General features: G+C 34.1%; 13 protein-coding genes. 7 read left to right on the forward strand and 6 right to left on the reverse strand.

Features of this window, described 5'->3' with window-relative positions; genetic code table 11:
* Positions 1–75: 75 nt before the first annotated feature.
* Together lrgA and lrgB are read left to right on the forward strand one after the other, a co-directional pair.
* Entirely contained in the window at positions 76–492 is a 417-nt protein-coding gene (lrgA, locus tag MHH94_RS01990; protein ID WP_058590672.1) for an antiholin-like murein hydrolase modulator LrgA, read from the forward strand.
* Positions 489–1,190: an antiholin-like protein LrgB gene (lrgB, locus tag MHH94_RS01995; protein WP_058612607.1), complete on the forward strand. Its 702-nt coding sequence runs from the start codon at positions 489–491 to the stop codon at positions 1,188–1,190. Before lrgA ends, lrgB begins: the two co-directional genes overlap by 4 nt.
* A gap of 51 nt (positions 1,191–1,241) precedes the next feature.
* Here lrgB and MHH94_RS02000 read toward each other — a convergent pair whose 3' ends face one another.
* The 5 genes from MHH94_RS02000 to MHH94_RS02020 form a co-directional block, all read right to left on the reverse strand.
* Positions 1,242–1,619: a GtrA family protein gene (locus MHH94_RS02000; protein ID WP_058590670.1), complete on the reverse strand. Its 378-nt coding sequence runs from the start codon at positions 1,617–1,619 to the stop codon at positions 1,242–1,244.
* 27 nt (positions 1,620–1,646) lie between these two features.
* Positions 1,647–2,930 (reverse strand): kynureninase, encoded by a 1,284-nt coding sequence (gene kynU / locus MHH94_RS02005; RefSeq protein ID WP_078355200.1) that lies wholly within the window; start codon positions 2,928–2,930, stop codon positions 1,647–1,649.
* Positions 2,931–3,206: 276 nt separating this feature from the next.
* Positions 3,207–4,337 (reverse strand): zinc-dependent alcohol dehydrogenase family protein, encoded by a 1,131-nt coding sequence (locus MHH94_RS02010; protein WP_208182632.1) that lies wholly within the window; start codon positions 4,335–4,337, stop codon positions 3,207–3,209.
* Positions 4,338–4,363: 26 nt separating this feature from the next.
* A complete protein-coding gene (gene ahlS / locus MHH94_RS02015; RefSeq protein ID WP_048540794.1) occupies positions 4,364–5,212 on the reverse strand; it encodes an AhlS family quorum-quenching N-acyl homoserine lactonase in 849 nt (282 codons plus the stop codon).
* Positions 5,213–5,552: 340 nt separating this feature from the next.
* A complete protein-coding gene (locus MHH94_RS02020; protein ID WP_025906904.1) occupies positions 5,553–6,188 on the reverse strand; it encodes an FMN-dependent NADH-azoreductase in 636 nt (211 codons plus the stop codon).
* Between the two features lie 171 nt (positions 6,189–6,359).
* On the opposite strand from MHH94_RS02020, the gene MHH94_RS02025 reads away from it, so the two are divergent.
* Positions 6,360–6,950, forward strand: coding sequence for a histidine phosphatase family protein (locus MHH94_RS02025; protein WP_216352661.1), 591 nt, complete (start codon positions 6,360–6,362; stop codon positions 6,948–6,950).
* Between the two features lie 42 nt (positions 6,951–6,992).
* On the opposite strand, the gene MHH94_RS02030 is transcribed toward MHH94_RS02025, so the two are convergent.
* Positions 6,993–7,694, reverse strand: a complete 702-nt coding sequence (locus MHH94_RS02030; protein WP_078355197.1) for a GntR family transcriptional regulator — start codon at positions 7,692–7,694, stop codon at positions 6,993–6,995.
* A 143-nt stretch (positions 7,695–7,837) separates the two neighbouring features.
* Here MHH94_RS02030 and MHH94_RS02035 point away from each other — a divergent pair, with 143 nt between their 5' ends.
* The 4 genes from MHH94_RS02035 to MHH94_RS02050 all read left to right on the forward strand — a co-directional run bounded on the left by MHH94_RS02035 (position 7,838) and on the right by MHH94_RS02050 (position 15,257).
* Positions 7,838–9,277: a 6-phospho-beta-glucosidase gene (locus tag MHH94_RS02035; protein WP_119650189.1), complete on the forward strand. Its 1,440-nt coding sequence runs from the start codon at positions 7,838–7,840 to the stop codon at positions 9,275–9,277.
* A 359-nt stretch (positions 9,278–9,636) separates the two neighbouring features.
* Positions 9,637–13,827, forward strand: coding sequence for an SdrD B-like domain-containing protein (locus tag MHH94_RS02040; RefSeq protein ID WP_340839485.1), 4,191 nt, complete (start codon positions 9,637–9,639; stop codon positions 13,825–13,827).
* 212 nt (positions 13,828–14,039) lie between these two features.
* Positions 14,040–14,435, forward strand: coding sequence for an acyl-CoA thioesterase (locus tag MHH94_RS02045; protein ID WP_088592162.1), 396 nt, complete (start codon positions 14,040–14,042; stop codon positions 14,433–14,435).
* A 15-nt stretch (positions 14,436–14,450) separates the two neighbouring features.
* The gene (locus MHH94_RS02050) at positions 14,451–15,257 is read left to right on the forward strand and encodes a glutamate racemase (protein ID WP_119650192.1); all 807 of its coding nucleotides are present in this window, start codon (positions 14,451–14,453) and stop codon (positions 15,255–15,257) included.
* Positions 15,258–15,307: the final 50 nt, after the last annotated feature.

Raw genomic sequence — 15,307 nt, forward strand, 5'->3', positions numbered from 1 at the left:
TCGCATTGAAAACGCTTTAAAAAATGATTTTCATATTAAGATAACCTTAAGAGATTACTTCGGGAGGTTGTCAAAATGAAAAAAGTCAATAACTTCTTTCATCAAGTATTAACAATATCAATTGTATTATTAATTTCACATGTCATAGAAAGCTTTATGCCTATACCAATGCCGGCATCTGTTATCGGATTAGTGCTGATGTTTATCGCATTGACGACAGGTGTTATCAAGTTAGAACAAGTAGAAGCGGTTGGTACAGCATTGACGAATAATATCGGATTCTTATTCGTTCCAGCGGGTATTTCAGTAATCAACTCATTAGGAATTTTAAGTACGAGTCCAATACTTATCATATTACTGATTATTATTTCTACAATTTTATTACTTGTTTGTACGGGTATCTTTTCACAAATGATTATTAAACCAAGTGAAAAATCAGCTAAAAGTACGAAAGAAATTAACAATAAACGCGTGGCAGGTGATTATGCATGATGGAACATTTTGGCCTTAATACACCATATTTCGGTATCGGATTATCTGTAACATTATTCTTAGTCGGTACTTATTTATTTAAAAAATCAAATGGATTCTTCTTGTTTGCACCATTATTTTTCAGTATGGTTGGTGGCATTGTATTCTTAAAAGCGACAGGTATACCATATGAAAATTATAAAATAGGTGGAGATATTATTAATTTCTTCTTAGAACCGGCAACAATTTGTTTCGCAATTCCTTTATACAAAAAACGTGAAGTACTTAAAAAACATTGGCATCATATCATGGGTGGTATTGCGATTGGAACAGTAGCAGCACTTGTTATTATTTATATTGTAGCGAAATCATTCCAATTTGGTGATGATATTATCGCATCAATGTTACCACAAGCAGCAACAACTGCAATTGCATTGCCAGTTTCTGAAGGTATTTCGGGTATTAAAGAACTCACATCATTAGCCGTAATTTTAAACGCCGTTATTATTATGGCATTAGGTAATAAATTATTGAAACTCTTTAATATTACAAATCCGATTGCGAGAGGATTAGCCTTAGGTACAAGTGGACACACACTCGGTGTCGCTGCAGCAAAAGAATTAGGTGAAGTAGAAGAATCAATGGCCAGTATTTCACTCGTTCTAGTTGGTATTGTAGTGGTAGCAGTCGTTCCATTCTTTGTTATGTTCTTATTATAGGAAAAAATGACAAGCGCCCGTAACATAAACATGTTACAGGCGCTTGTCGTTTTATTTATCTACTAAAATCCATCTAGATAATATAAACGTTATAGGAATTGTAAAAATTAATCCGATAAATGGTGCAAAAGTTTCGTTTACATGAAGTAATTCTACAAACACAAATAATAATAATGTCTGTAATCCTATATTTACAACTTGAGTAATAGGAAATTGAATGAATTTTTTTACGGTAGGTTGAACACGATAAACAAAATAACAATTCAAATAAAATGAAATGATAAAGCTTATTATGAAACTCAATATATGACTTACTAAATATTGAATGTCGAGCACTTTTAATAATAATAAATATATCCAATAATAATTAATTGTATTGATGCCACCTACAAGTATAAATCGAATCATTTCACCGTGTTTCTTGAACATATAGTTACTCCTTAAGTACGCGATTTATTATACGACCAGGCCACGTTTAGTACTATATTGTTCGTATAAATGGTCTTGTGCAATTTCTTCTAAAATCTCAACGACTTTATATACTTCTTCATAAGATGTATATAAAGCAATAGGTGCTAATCGAATAACATTTGGCTCTCTGAAATCAGGAATGACGCCTTTATCTTTCAACGCTAAACTGATTCTATATGCTTCATCATGTACTAAACATACATGTCCACCTCGTTTAAAATCATCACGTAAGTTCCCAACTGAATAACCATAATCGGTTAACTTTTCATCAATTAAATACATTAAGTATGACGTAATATGAAGTGATTTTGTTCTAATAGCATGCATACCAACTTCGTTGAAAATGTTAAGCACACCTTCTAATGGTGCCATAGATAGAATATTTGGCGTTCCAACTTGCCACCCTGAAGCATCTCGTTGATGTTCAAATGTATGATTAAGTTGGAATTGTGTTTCGTCTTTATTCCCAAACCAACCGGCAGTACCAGGACTGCGATTAAAGTGTTTCTTATTGATATATAATCCGGCAGTTGAACCAGGTCCACCTGATAAATATTTATATGTACACCATACAGCAAAATCTGCATCAATTTGAGTTAAGTCCATTTCAATCGCGCCGATTGCATGACATAAGTCCCATCCAATGATGATTTGACGTTCCTTTGCAGCCATTGTAATTTTTGCCATGTCTAATACTTGGGCACTTCGATAGAGTACAGTAGGCAATAGAATAAGTGCAACATCATCCGTCATTGCATCAATAATGGCATCTTCATCAATGAATACACCATCTGAACTTTTAACAACTTTAACTGCATCGTTTGGATCTAATCCTTTTAGACGTACTTGACTATCTACTGCATAACGATCAGTAGGGAAGTTTAAGTCATCAACTAAAATTTTGTATTTATCTTTAGTCGGTTCGTAAAAAGTACTGATAGCTTGATGTATATTGGATGTCGTACTACCAACGACAACTACCTCTTCAGGACTGGCACCAATTAATGGCGCCATGTTTGAAGCAATGTGCTTAGAATAATGATAGTATTTGCTGTCTTCAATATTCCAAATTTTGATACCTTCTTTTTTCCAATCTTCTAACGCATTGAGTAATGATGCCTCAGCATCTTTAGAAGCAAGACCTAAAGAATTCCCATCCATGTAAATTTCGTTAGGCTGTATATAAAATCGATCACGAACATGATATAACACATCCGCTTTATCCAAAGCTTCGGCAAATTCTTTTGTTGTATTAAATGAAGTATCCATTTGTTCATCCCCTTATAAATAATGAATCATTCTTTAAATATAATTGTATACTTTCCATGTAAAAGTCACAAAGATAATGATATTTGTGATGGGTGGATGTAGGATAAGGGTGTGAGATCAGGAAGTGTGAGGTTGGGATTGGGATTTTCAGGTCGATAAATAAAAATAGCGACCCGGAAATGGAGTTTTCAGGCCGATAAAATAAATTATCGACCCGAAAATGGAGTTTCTGGACCGATACGAAAAATTATCGGTCCATATTTTGTATCTCAGTTATCAATTATTCATTTTGACTACTAATCTTGCGGCGTCTCCTTTTGCTAGTCGGTCGAATCCTTCATTAATTTCATCTAGAGCCAACGTGTCTGTTAGTAATGAATCAATATCTAAGCGACCTTGTTTATAAAGCGCGATAAATCTTGGGATATCTCTCATTGGTACACAGCTACCTACATATGAACCTTTAATGGTTCTTTCTTCTGCTGCTAAAGTAACTTGTGGAAATGAAAATTCATGTTTAGGGTCTGGTAATCCTGTTGTTACTGTTGATCCACCACGTTTAGTGATTTTGTAAGCAACCTCCATTGCTGGCACTACACCGGCAGTTTCAAATGCATATTCAACGCCGCCTTTTACATATTCTTTAACTTGTTCAACAACATCATCGTCTCCTGAATTAAAAGTTGCAGTTGCACCGAGTTTTTTAGCTAATTCAAATTTGCCTGGATTAATATCTAATGCAATGATTTCTCCTGCTCCAGCTAATTTAGCGCCTAAAATTGCATTCAAACCGATACCGCCTAATCCAACAACTGCAACTGAGCTGCCAGGTTTTACTTGTGCTGTATTAATAACTGCACCTATACCTGTAATAACAGCACATCCAAATATGGCTACTTTTTCAAGAGGAATGTCTTTATCAACTTTAACGATAGAGTGTTGCGAAACAACAGCATAATCTGCAAAGCCAGAAACGCCTAAGTGATGATGCATATTATCTTCATCATTATGTAGTCTTATGCCACCATCAAGTAGTTCTCCTTGCTCATTAGAAGCGGCGCCATTCTCACATAGTGCAGGTCTACCTTCACTACATGGTAGACAATGACCGCAGTTTGGAATGAATGTACAGACAACATGATCACCAACTTCAAAGTTTGTTACGTTGTCTCCAATTTCAATAATTTCTCCTGCCGCTTCATGTCCAAGTGCCATAGGAGTAGGACGTGGTCTACTTCCATTAATAACAGATAAATCTGAATGACATAAACCTGCCGCTCCAATTTTAATGAGCACTTCATTTTGATTCGGTTTATTTAATTCAAGTGTTTCAATTTTTAACGGTTTACTTTCTGAATATGGACTAGGTAAACCCATTTCGTGCAATACTGCTGCTCGTGTCTTCATTAGCTTTCACTCCTATATGATTAACATTATTCGTAATATCCATCTGTTGATTTTCTAAAGCCTTCAAATTGATTGCCATCATGGCCGAACCAAATTTGTGCATTTTTCTCTTTAGCGAGTTTTTTAATCTTTTCAACAGATCTTGCCCAGCCAATAGAATCATATAAAATACCAGGTGGCTTTAAAATGTCTCCCATACTTTCAGCTGTGTAAATAGCATCTGAAGCCAGTATAAGTGTGCCGAGTTCTTGAGTTTCTACTTCTAATCCAATCATGCCCCATGCATGACCACTACCGAAATTCAGCACTTTAACACCTTTAACAATTTCTAAATTATCTTCATAAGGTTTAATCGTTTTCCATGTTAAATCATTTTTAATCCAAGCATCAATATCCGCCCAAATATAAGCACCAGCTTTTTGGTTACGCGCATAAGTCTGCATCGTTCCATTAAGTTCATCATCGTGCACAATTACAGTTGCGTTTGTAAAATATTCAAGACAACCCGCATGATCTAAATGAAGGTGAGAAGCTACGACATAATCAACTTCGCTTGGATCGACATTAATTTGTTCAAGTCTATTAGGTAAGTAGCAAGATTCATCAGCAGTATAAGGGAATGCTTTTTGAGTTTGGTTAATCCATCTACCGTTTTCCCCCATAGAGTTAGGATTACAAGCTGTGTCGAACAAAATCTTTGCTTCAGGATGATCAATAAATACGGTGTAAATAGGGAATTCAAACATTTCATTAGGTGCATTAGGATTATCCAAAGTAGCTTGATTAGACCCAGCAATCATTAGATTCTTGTCCATTCTCATACGACCATTATCGAGCACATAAAGCTTTATTCCTTGATTATTTACATTTACCATAAATCATCACCTCAATCTTTAGTGTATAATTACATTATAGTTGTAATCGTTTTCAAGAACAATCAAAAAGACAAATGTAAAAGAGAATGAATAGGGTGATGAGGTTGGAATATGGACCGATAAAAAAATTTATCGACCCGAAAAAAGGATTACCAGGCCGATAAATAAAAATATCGACCCGAAAAAAGGATTACCAGGCCGATAAAAAAATTTATCGACCCGAAAACAAGATTACCGGACCGATAAAATAAAATATCGACCCGAAAACGAGCTTTACAGGCCGATAAATGAAAACCTGAGTCATCGCATGATGACTCAGGTTCAATATTACAATATTAAATTAGAATGTTTGTCCTAATGCTTTTGCGCGTTCGATTGCGTCTGCTTTGATTTCTTCTGCTTTTTCTGGGTTAGCATTATGGCCTTCAACAATTAAACCGTCAAAGTCAGTAATTCCGTAGAAGTTCATCATTTGTCCGATGTAACGGTGACCCATTTCTAAGTCAGCTGCTGGACCTTCACTATAGTATCCACCACGTGCTTGAATGTGTAATGCTTTTTTATCTGGTAATAAACCAACTGGACCTTCAGCTGTGTATTTGAATGTTTTGCCAGCTACTGATACTGAATCTAAGTATGCTTTCATAACTGGTGGGAATGAGAAGTTCCAGAAAGGTGTAACGAATACATATTTGTCTGCATTAACAAATTGATCACTTAATTCGTTTAAGCGACGTACTTTACCTTGTTCGCCTTCTGAAAGTTCTTCGAAGCCTTGTCCTGATTGTAATTTACCCCAACCAGCAAATACATCTGCATCAATTTGTGGAATGTATGAATTGTATAAATCGATATGAACGACTTCATCATTTGGGTTTGAAGCTTTATAACTTTCGATAAATGATTTCGCTGTTGCCATCGAAAAAGAAACAGTTTCATCATGTGGATGAGCTGTAATAAATAATACTTGTGACATAATAATATTTCTCCTCTGTGATAAAAATTAAACTAACTATAATTATTATACTTAAATTTTTTAGCAAATCAATAGGAATGCTCATGAAAATAAATGTTATTTTACACTTAAGTTTTAATAATGGTAGGATAAATGTAATGAAAGATAATTTGATAAGAGGGATGATGGTTTTTGAGTAAGAAATTATACTTAATGAGACATGGACAAACATTATTTAATGAGAAGAAAAAAATTCAAGGTGCATCTGATTCACCTTTAACACAATTAGGAATTGAACAAGCACGTATGGCAAAAAAATATTTCGATGAATCGAATATTACATTTGAATCGTTATACTCATCTACACAAGAACGCGCGAGTGATACGCTTGAAATTATATGTCCAGAAAGGCCATATATAAGATTAAAAGGATTGAAAGAATGGAACTTTGGGCTTTATGAAGCTGAAAGTGAAACATTAAATCCTCCACATAAGCCAGGTGAAACTTCTTATGGAGACTTCTTTGTTGATTATGGCGGTGAGTCTAGTGAAGAACTGCAAATTAGGATGAATGAAACATTAACAGAAATTATGAATACAGACGAAGCCAATACAATTTTAGCAGTAAGTCATGGGGGAGCATTATATATGTTTTTACAATTATGGTTACCATTTGAAAAAGTTAAAGAAGTGAAATTCTCCAATTGTTGCATACTAGAATTTGAATTTGAAGACAATACATTTAAATTTGTACAAGCCATTAATCCGACAGAAATGGCATAAAAAACCGGGACAGCCATCGTACATGATAACTGTCCTGTTCTATTATTTAATTGAAGGTATATAGAATCTAGAATTTTCATAATGGAATATGATTTTAGAGTAGTCGAAAGGAATACCTGTGCTAGTGTAGAATATTTGTTCATATTCTAACGAAGGATCACCTTCATTTAGTTCTAAGTGTGTCGCATCTTCTTTATTTAATTTACCAATATTGAAATATATATCAGTGAATCCTACTTTGACTTTTAAGTTATTTTCAATGTAATGAAAGATAGAACCATTGGCGATTTCTTCATTCATGTATAAGACAACATTTTTACTAAAATAAGAAGTTTCAATACAGAATACTTCTCCATCAAGATATCTAATGCGATCTACAAGATAAACAGTATCATTGTCTTTTAACTTTAATTGTTGTTTAATATCATCTTCAGGTTGAATTTCCGCGACTTTTAAGATTTTACTCGTTACATCGTGCCCTTTAAATTCATCTGAAAATCCATCAGCAGTAAATAAGTTAACAAATCCATCTCTTTTCGGATTTCTTACATAGATGCCACTGCCTCTAGCTTGATAGATTAAACCTGTTTTTTCTAGATTTTTGAGAGCATTGATAATCGTACTCTTGCTCACGTTAAATTCACTTCTTAAAACTTCAACACTTGGTAATTTATCCCCAGCTTCATAATGCCCATTATTGATAAGCGACTCAATACGTTCAGCAATAAGCTCGTACTTAAGCATATTAATCCCCACTTTATGATAGATATTACCCATATTATAGCACTTGTTAAATTAATAACACCAACTAAATCTATACCTACCTTTACAAATTGTACCGGTATAATTATAATGTAAGTGTATACAAAATATGCGGAGGTATTTAAATGGCTAAATTAAACAAAGACTTTTTATGGGGTGGCGCTTTAGCTGCTAATCAATTTGAAGGTGGATATGATCAAGGTGGTAAAGGGTTAAGTGTTCACGATGTGATGACTGCTGGTGAGCATGGTAAAGCACGTGAAATTACTGAAAAGGTTGAAGCGGACAAATATTATCCTAATCATGAAGGTATTGATTTTTACAATAAATATAAAGAAGATATTGGTTTGTTCAATGAAATGGGATTAAAGTGTTTAAGAACATCTATTGCATGGACGCGTATCTTTCCAAATGGTGATGAAACAGAGCCGAATGAAGAAGGTCTAAAGTTCTATGATAATGTGATAGATGAGCTTTTAAAATATAACATTGAACCTGTATTAACGTTATCTCATTTTGAAATGCCATTACACTTAGCAAGAGAATATGGTGGATTTAGAAATCGTAAAGTTGTAGACTTTTTCGTGCATTTTGCTGAAACTGTCTTCAACCGTTATAAAGATAAAGTGAAATATTGGATGACATTTAATGAGATTAATAACCAAATGGATACAAGTAATCCTATTTTCTTATGGACGAATTCTGGTGTCACTTTAACAGAAGAAGAAGATGCTGAAGAAGTGTTATATCAAGTTGCGCATAACGAATTAATCGCAAGTGCACTTGCTGTATCAAAGGGTAAAGAAATTAATCCAAACTTTGTTATTGGGAACATGATTTCTCACGTACCTATTTATCCATATTCATGTAATCCTAAAGATATTTTAGAAGCGGAAGTTGCAAGTCGTTTGAGATATTTCTTCCCAGATGTTCAAGTAAGAGGATGTTACCCAGGTTATGCATTAAAAATGTTCGAGAAAAAAGGTTACGACATTAAGTGGCAAGAAGGCGATGATGAAATTTTAAGAAATGGTACGGTTGATTATATCGGCTTCAGTTACTATATGTCTACAGTCGTTAAACATGATGCAGAACAAAGTGTTGATGGTAATATTGTGAATGGTGGATTACCAAATTCAGTAGAGAATCCATACATTAAAGTTAGTCAATGGGGTTGGGCAATAGATCCAATTGGTTTACGATATACTTTAAATGCTTTGTACAATCGCTATCAGTTACCATTATTTATCGTTGAAAATGGCTTCGGTACAACAGATGAATTTAAAGAAGACGGTACGATAGATGACCAAGAAAGAATCGATTACTTGAGAGAACATATAGAAGCGTCAATAGAAGCGGTTGATGAAGATGGTGTTGAATTAATGGGTTATACACCATGGGGCGTCATTGATATCGTGTCATTTACAACTGGTGAAATGAAAAAACGATACGGCTTAATTCACGTAGATCGTGATAATGCAGGAAAAGGAACATTAAAACGTACTAAGAAGAACTCATTCTATTGGTATAAAAATGTCATCGATACAAACGGTGAAGAACTTTAAGTAAATAATTAAATGTATATAAGTATACGTACAGAAATTTCATATGTGGCAATATTGCTAATTTAATATAGAGCTTGAGACAGTAAATAATGTCTTGAGCTCTTTTTTGATTGAAACATACACACAAGTTTATTGGAGATTTAACTTTATAATTTCTTCTATTTATGTAATTTACAAATACTCAAGATAATTATTTGTAAATTACAACATTGTACAATACAAATTTTATTTTAAAATATTTTCTTTTAAAATTAAGTATTGAATAATTTAAAATCGCAAAATATAATATTTTGTGATAAGTGCTCAAATATAAATAAGACTTATCAATAATTTAATTGATATTTTAGGAGGAATGTGGAATGAACAAAAAAGGGAAATCAGGAAGTAGAAGACTTGATTTTATCCCTAATAGACTCAATAAGTATTCTATTAGAAAATTTACTGTAGGAACTGCTTCTATTTTAGTGGGAGCTACTTTACTTTTTGGGATAGGTGAAGAAGCAAAAGCGGATGAACAACAAAGTAATTCTGTACAATCACAGTCAAATAATTTAAAAGACGATGGTCATTCTGATGAGGATATAGAAAAACAAACATCAACAGAAGAACAAATTTTGAATCAAGAGCATACAGAAGGAAAAGCACCAGAAACTAGAACACCAGAAGAAGCGAGCACAGAAGAAAAAGCACCAGAAACTAAGACACCAGAAGAAGCGAGCACAGAAGAAAAAGCACCAGAAACTAAGACACCAGAAGAAGCGAGCACAGAAGAAAAGGCACCAGAAACTAAGACACCAGAAGAAGCGAGCACAGAAGAAAAAGCACCAGAAACTGATACACCAGAAGAAGCGAGCACAGAAGAAAAGGCACCAGAAACTAAGACATCAGAAAAAGTGAGCATAGAAGAAAAAGCACCAGAAGCTAAAACACAAGAAAGATTGAGCGCAGAAAAAGTATCCATGGTTAAAACACCAGAAGAAGAACCAAAAATCGAATCGCAACCTACAACAGTAGCACTAACTACTGAAGAAAAATCGACAACAGAGAAAACGCCAATTGAACAATCAAAAATAAATAACCAACTTGGTAATTTTACTGAAGAACAATTAACAAATGAAGTAAATGACAAAATCAATTATTTATCTGATGCTGACCGTAAGCAAATCATTACTAATGCAAAGATTGATTACAGTAAAGACTCAATTAAAGATGCAAGAAAGAAAATTGCATTAGAAGCGATTAGATATGCAGCTGAGAAGATTGATAAAAACAAAGTACCAGCTACAACTACTAGAAATTATACAGGATTTAGAGCTGCATCAATGGTAGATTCAAATGCAGAAGTTAAAGGCGAAAATGTGAATGATAAAGTAGTTATCGATAAGTTCAATTTTGATAAAAGAACTTTTGATCCAAACCAATCTGGATATACTAATATGAATGTGTCATTTAGAGTGACTGATTCTATTAAAGAAGGCGATTATTTTACATTTGACGTACCTAATAACTTATCATTAGATGGTGATATCGATTACAGTAAAGTTGGAGACCAAATGGGTATAGCTGACTTGAAAAATGCTAATGGAGATATTATAGCTACTGGAACTTACAATACTAAAACAAAGCAAGGTAAATATACTTTTACAAACTTCGTTAATGAGAAAGAAAATGTAAAAGGTGGATTTGAAATTCCAGTATTTACAGATAGAAAAGTATCTCCAAGAAGTGGAAATTATCCAGTGAGCTTTAATATAGCTGGAAAGCAATTCAATACAACAATTAATCTTAACCACAGTTCACCATTTGTTGGTGCTCCGGGTCCAAATGGAGCAAATGTATCATCATTTATTAATAAAATAGATATTGGTTCAGGTGAAAGAACTTATAAACAAGTAATATATGTTAACTCATTAGGTAAACAACTTTATGGAGCAAATGTTAATATCAAAGGTTATTATGATAACCCTGAGGTTAGTAGCACATTAGTTAATTCAGATGACACTAGTTATAAAATTTATGAAGTAATTAATCCTAATCAGTTGAATGAAAGCTATTATGTTGATCCTAATAATGGAAACTTTAAAGATGTTACTGCGAACTTTAGAAATTATATCACAGATAATAATGATAACTCTATGGATATAAGATTTGGTGATATTAATAAAGCTTATGTTATTTTAGTTGATGGTCATTATGACGACAGTGATAAAGATGTATTAACACGAGTTACACAAACAAACCGTAATTATTATGGTACACCAAGTTCATTCTATTGGGATAACCGTAATATTCTTAAAGCGGGATCAGGTAACGGTGATGGTGAAAACAGACCTAAATTCAACCTAGGGGATTACGTTTGGGAAGATACAAACAAAGATGGTTTACAAGGTGAAGATGAAAAAGGAATTGGAAATGTAACAGTTATCTTGAAAGATAAAAATGGACAAGAAATCAGTAGAACAACAACAGATGAAACTGGTAAATACATTTTTAGAGGACTTGAAAACGGTGAATATAAGGTAGAATTTGAAACACCGACAGGATATAAACCAACTATAGAAAATCAAGGTGACGATGCAAAAGATTCAGATGGTCTTAATGTAGATGCAAGAATTCATGGCGCTGATAACATGACAATTGACTCAGGTTTCTACAAAGAAACGCCTAAGTACAATCTAGGGGACTACGTTTGGGAAGATACAAACAAAGACGGTATACAAGGTGAAGATGAAAAAGGAATTGGAAATGTAACAGTTATCTTGAAAGATAAAGATGGACAAGAAATTGGTAGAACAACAACAGATGAAACAGGTAAATACATTTTCAGAGGACTTGAAAATGGTGATTATACTGTAGAATTCGAAACGCCAGAAGGTTACAAACCAACTGTCGAAAATCAAGGTGATGATGCAAAAGATTCTGATGGATTAACTGTTACAGTTCACATCGAAGATGCTGACGATTTAACAATTGACACAGGTTTCTATATGGAAGAAGAATCTGATTCAGATAGCGACTCAGATTCAGACAGCGACTCAAACTCAGATAGCGACTCAGATTCAGATAGTAACTCTGATTCAGACAGTGATTCAAACTCAGACAGCGACTCAGATTCAGATAGCAACTCTGACTCAGACAGCGACTCAAACTCTGATAGTAACTCTGATTCAGACAGTGATTCAAACTCTGACAGCAATTCAGATTCAGACAGCAATTCAGACTCAGATAGCAACTCTGACTCAGACAGCGACTCAAACTCAGATAGCAATTCAGACTCAGATAGCGACTCAAACTCAGATAGCAATTCAGACTCAGACAGCGACTCAAACTCTGATAGCAACTCTGACTCAGACAGCGACTCAAACTCTGATAGCAACTCTGACTCAGACAGCGACTCAAACTCTGATAGCAACTCTGACTCAGACAGTGATTCAAACTCTGACAGCAATTCAGACTCAGATAGCGACTCAGATTCAGATAGTAACTCAGATTCAGACAGTGATTCAAACTCTGACAGCGACTCAGACTCAGATAGCGACTCAGATTCAGATAGTAACTCAGATTCAGACAGCAATTCAGACTCAGATAGCGACTCAGATTCAGACAGCGACTCAAACTCTGATAGCAACTCTGATTCAGACAGCGATTCAAACTCTGACAGCAATTCAGACTCAGATAGCGACTCAGATTCAGATAGCGACTCAGATTCAGACAGCGATTCAGACTCAGACAGCGATTCAGACTCAGATAGCAATTCAGACTCAGACAGCGATTCAAACTCAGACAGCGATTCAAACTCTGACAGCGACTCAGATTCAGACAGCGACTCAAACTCTGATAGCAACTCAGATTCAGATAGCAACTCAGATTCAGACTCTGACAGCGATTCAGACTCAGACAGCAACTCAGATTCAGACAGCGATTCAGACTCAGATAGTAACTCTGATTCAGACAGCGACTCAAACTCTGATAGCAACTCTGACTCAGATAGCGACTCAAACTCAGACAGCGACTCAAACTCTGATAGCAACTCTGATTCAGACAGCGATTCAAACTCAGATAGCGATTCGGACTCAGATAGCGACTCAGATTCAGATAGCAATTCAGACTCAGATAGCGACTCAGACTCAGATAGCGACTCAGATTCAGATAGCAATTCAGACTCAGATAGCGACTCTGATTCAGATAGTAACTCTGATTCAGACAGTGATTCAAACTCAGGTAGCGACTCTGATTCAGACAGCAATTCAGACTCAGATAGCAACTCAGATTCAGACAGCAACTCAGATTCAGACAGCGATTCAAACTCTGACAGCAATTCAGATTCAGATATGGGAATGGGTTCAACTGATTCAAACAACAATGATGGAAACGGTATTGCAAAAGCTGCAACTACAGATGATCATGATAAATCAAATAATGATAAGAAATTACCAGACACTGGTGAACAACCAATAAATAATGGCGCTTTATTTGGCGGTTTATTTGCTGGAGTTGGATCATTATTCTTACTTGGTCGTCGCAAAAAAGATAACAGAGAGAATAACTAATTTTTTCTTAAGTAATATAAAAGTGGTTAGGTCATAGGGCTTAACCACTTTTTTTCATACAAATAGCTTGTTGAACAATAGAGAGTTTGTTTTATAAAGTATTTAAAGATTCCTAGTATTGCTAAAGGTTGATTTAATGAATAACTTTAAGTGATAATATGTATAAAGTTATTTTGAAATAATAAAAAATGATGTATGAAGGAGTCTTTTTAATGCAAGAGAGAAAATTAGTCGCTGAAAAAGAAATCGAAATTAATGTTTATGATATTGATGCTATGGGCATTGTGAGTAATATTGTCTATGTAAGATGGTTTGAAGATTTAAGAACGGCTTTTATCAACCAATATATGACTTACTCAGAAATGATGAGATTTAATATATCACCAATATTGATGAGGACTGAGGCAGACTACAAAGTACCATTGACGATTCATGACAAACCGGTTGGTAGATGTTGGTTAGTTAAAGTGAGTAGAATGAAGTGGGAACTAGAATTCGAAATTGCTACTGAAGACAAAGTGCATTGTACAGGATATCAAAAAGGTGGATTTTATAATGTGGTGGATGAGAAAATAGCACAAACACCGAAAGTATTTTTAGAAATTTAAGTTAGGGTGGCATATATGACAAATAATCAAGATACGTTATTTCAACCTATTGCTGTTTTTGATGCGGGAATTGGCAGTTATTCAATTGTAGAATTGTTAAAAAAGACATATCCAAATCAAGATTTAATATATTTGGCAGATCGCAATCAGTTTCCTTATGGTCAAAAATCTATCGATGAATTAAAAACTTTGATTACGGAAACCATTCATTATTTAGAAAAGTGGAATCCTCGTTTGATTATCGTGGCATCTAATGTACCAACGATTACAATTCTAGATGATTTGAAAGATGAATTTGATACTGAAATCATAGGTGTGTATCCACCAGTGAAAGAAGCATTAGAAAAATCTTCCACTAAACAAATAGGTATTTTAGGTGTTCAATCTTTAATTGAAAGTGATGCATTAAAAGAATTTATAGCCAATGAAGTTTCTTCAGGAAATGTATATCAATTTAATGCTTCTTCCTTAGTTGAATTAGTTGAAGACGGATCATTTATATCAGATAAATATCGTACTTTAATAACTGTGAAGAATTTTATAGATGATATTTTAGACCAACATGAAGAAATTGATATATTCACATTATCTTCTACACATCTACCGTGGTTGTATAGTTATTTTAAGGAATTATATCCACATATCATGTTTATTGATCATGCTCAAACTGTTATTGAACAAGCAGCATCATTCACTTCCAACGGTCATGGAATGATTAAGACATTAGTAACTGAAAATGAGAACTATACTATAGAAGGTTTTGAATCCATACTTGAAAAGTTAAATATAGACTTGGACATTGAAAAAATTGAAATAAATTAAAATTTTCATTTTACAACTTTAGATTATATGTTAGTATATCTTAACGATTA

The sequence above is a fragment of the Mammaliicoccus sp. FSL K6-3158 genome, assembly GCF_038005105.1.
In the GTDB taxonomy this organism is placed as follows: Bacteria; Bacillota; Bacilli; order Staphylococcales; family Staphylococcaceae; genus Mammaliicoccus; species Mammaliicoccus sciuri.

Excerpts from the sequence above, each read along its gene's own strand:
- MHH94_RS02050 (WP_119650192.1), top strand. The coding sequence starts at position 14,451 with ATGACAAATAATCAAGATACGTTATTTCAACCTATTGCTGTTTTTGAT.
- MHH94_RS02020 (WP_025906904.1), bottom strand. The coding sequence starts at position 6,188 with ATGTCACAAGTATTATTTATTACAGCTCATCCACATGATGAAACTGTT.
- MHH94_RS02010 (WP_208182632.1), bottom strand. The coding sequence starts at position 4,337 with ATGAAGACACGAGCAGCAGTATTGCACGAAATGGGTTTACCTAGTCCA.
- lrgA (WP_058590672.1), top strand. The coding sequence starts at position 76 with ATGAAAAAAGTCAATAACTTCTTTCATCAAGTATTAACAATATCAATT.
- MHH94_RS02045 (WP_088592162.1), top strand. The coding sequence starts at position 14,040 with ATGCAAGAGAGAAAATTAGTCGCTGAAAAAGAAATCGAAATTAATGTT.
- MHH94_RS02030 (WP_078355197.1), bottom strand. The coding sequence starts at position 7,694 with ATGCTTAAGTACGAGCTTATTGCTGAACGTATTGAGTCGCTTATCAAT.
- MHH94_RS02000 (WP_058590670.1), bottom strand. The coding sequence starts at position 1,619 with ATGTTCAAGAAACACGGTGAAATGATTCGATTTATACTTGTAGGTGGC.
- lrgB (WP_058612607.1), top strand. The coding sequence starts at position 489 with ATGATGGAACATTTTGGCCTTAATACACCATATTTCGGTATCGGATTA.
- ahlS (WP_048540794.1), bottom strand. The coding sequence starts at position 5,212 with ATGGTAAATGTAAATAATCAAGGAATAAAGCTTTATGTGCTCGATAAT.
- MHH94_RS02040 (WP_340839485.1), top strand. The coding sequence starts at position 9,637 with ATGAACAAAAAAGGGAAATCAGGAAGTAGAAGACTTGATTTTATCCCT.
- kynU (WP_078355200.1), bottom strand. The coding sequence starts at position 2,930 with ATGGATACTTCATTTAATACAACAAAAGAATTTGCCGAAGCTTTGGAT.
- MHH94_RS02035 (WP_119650189.1), top strand. The coding sequence starts at position 7,838 with ATGGCTAAATTAAACAAAGACTTTTTATGGGGTGGCGCTTTAGCTGCT.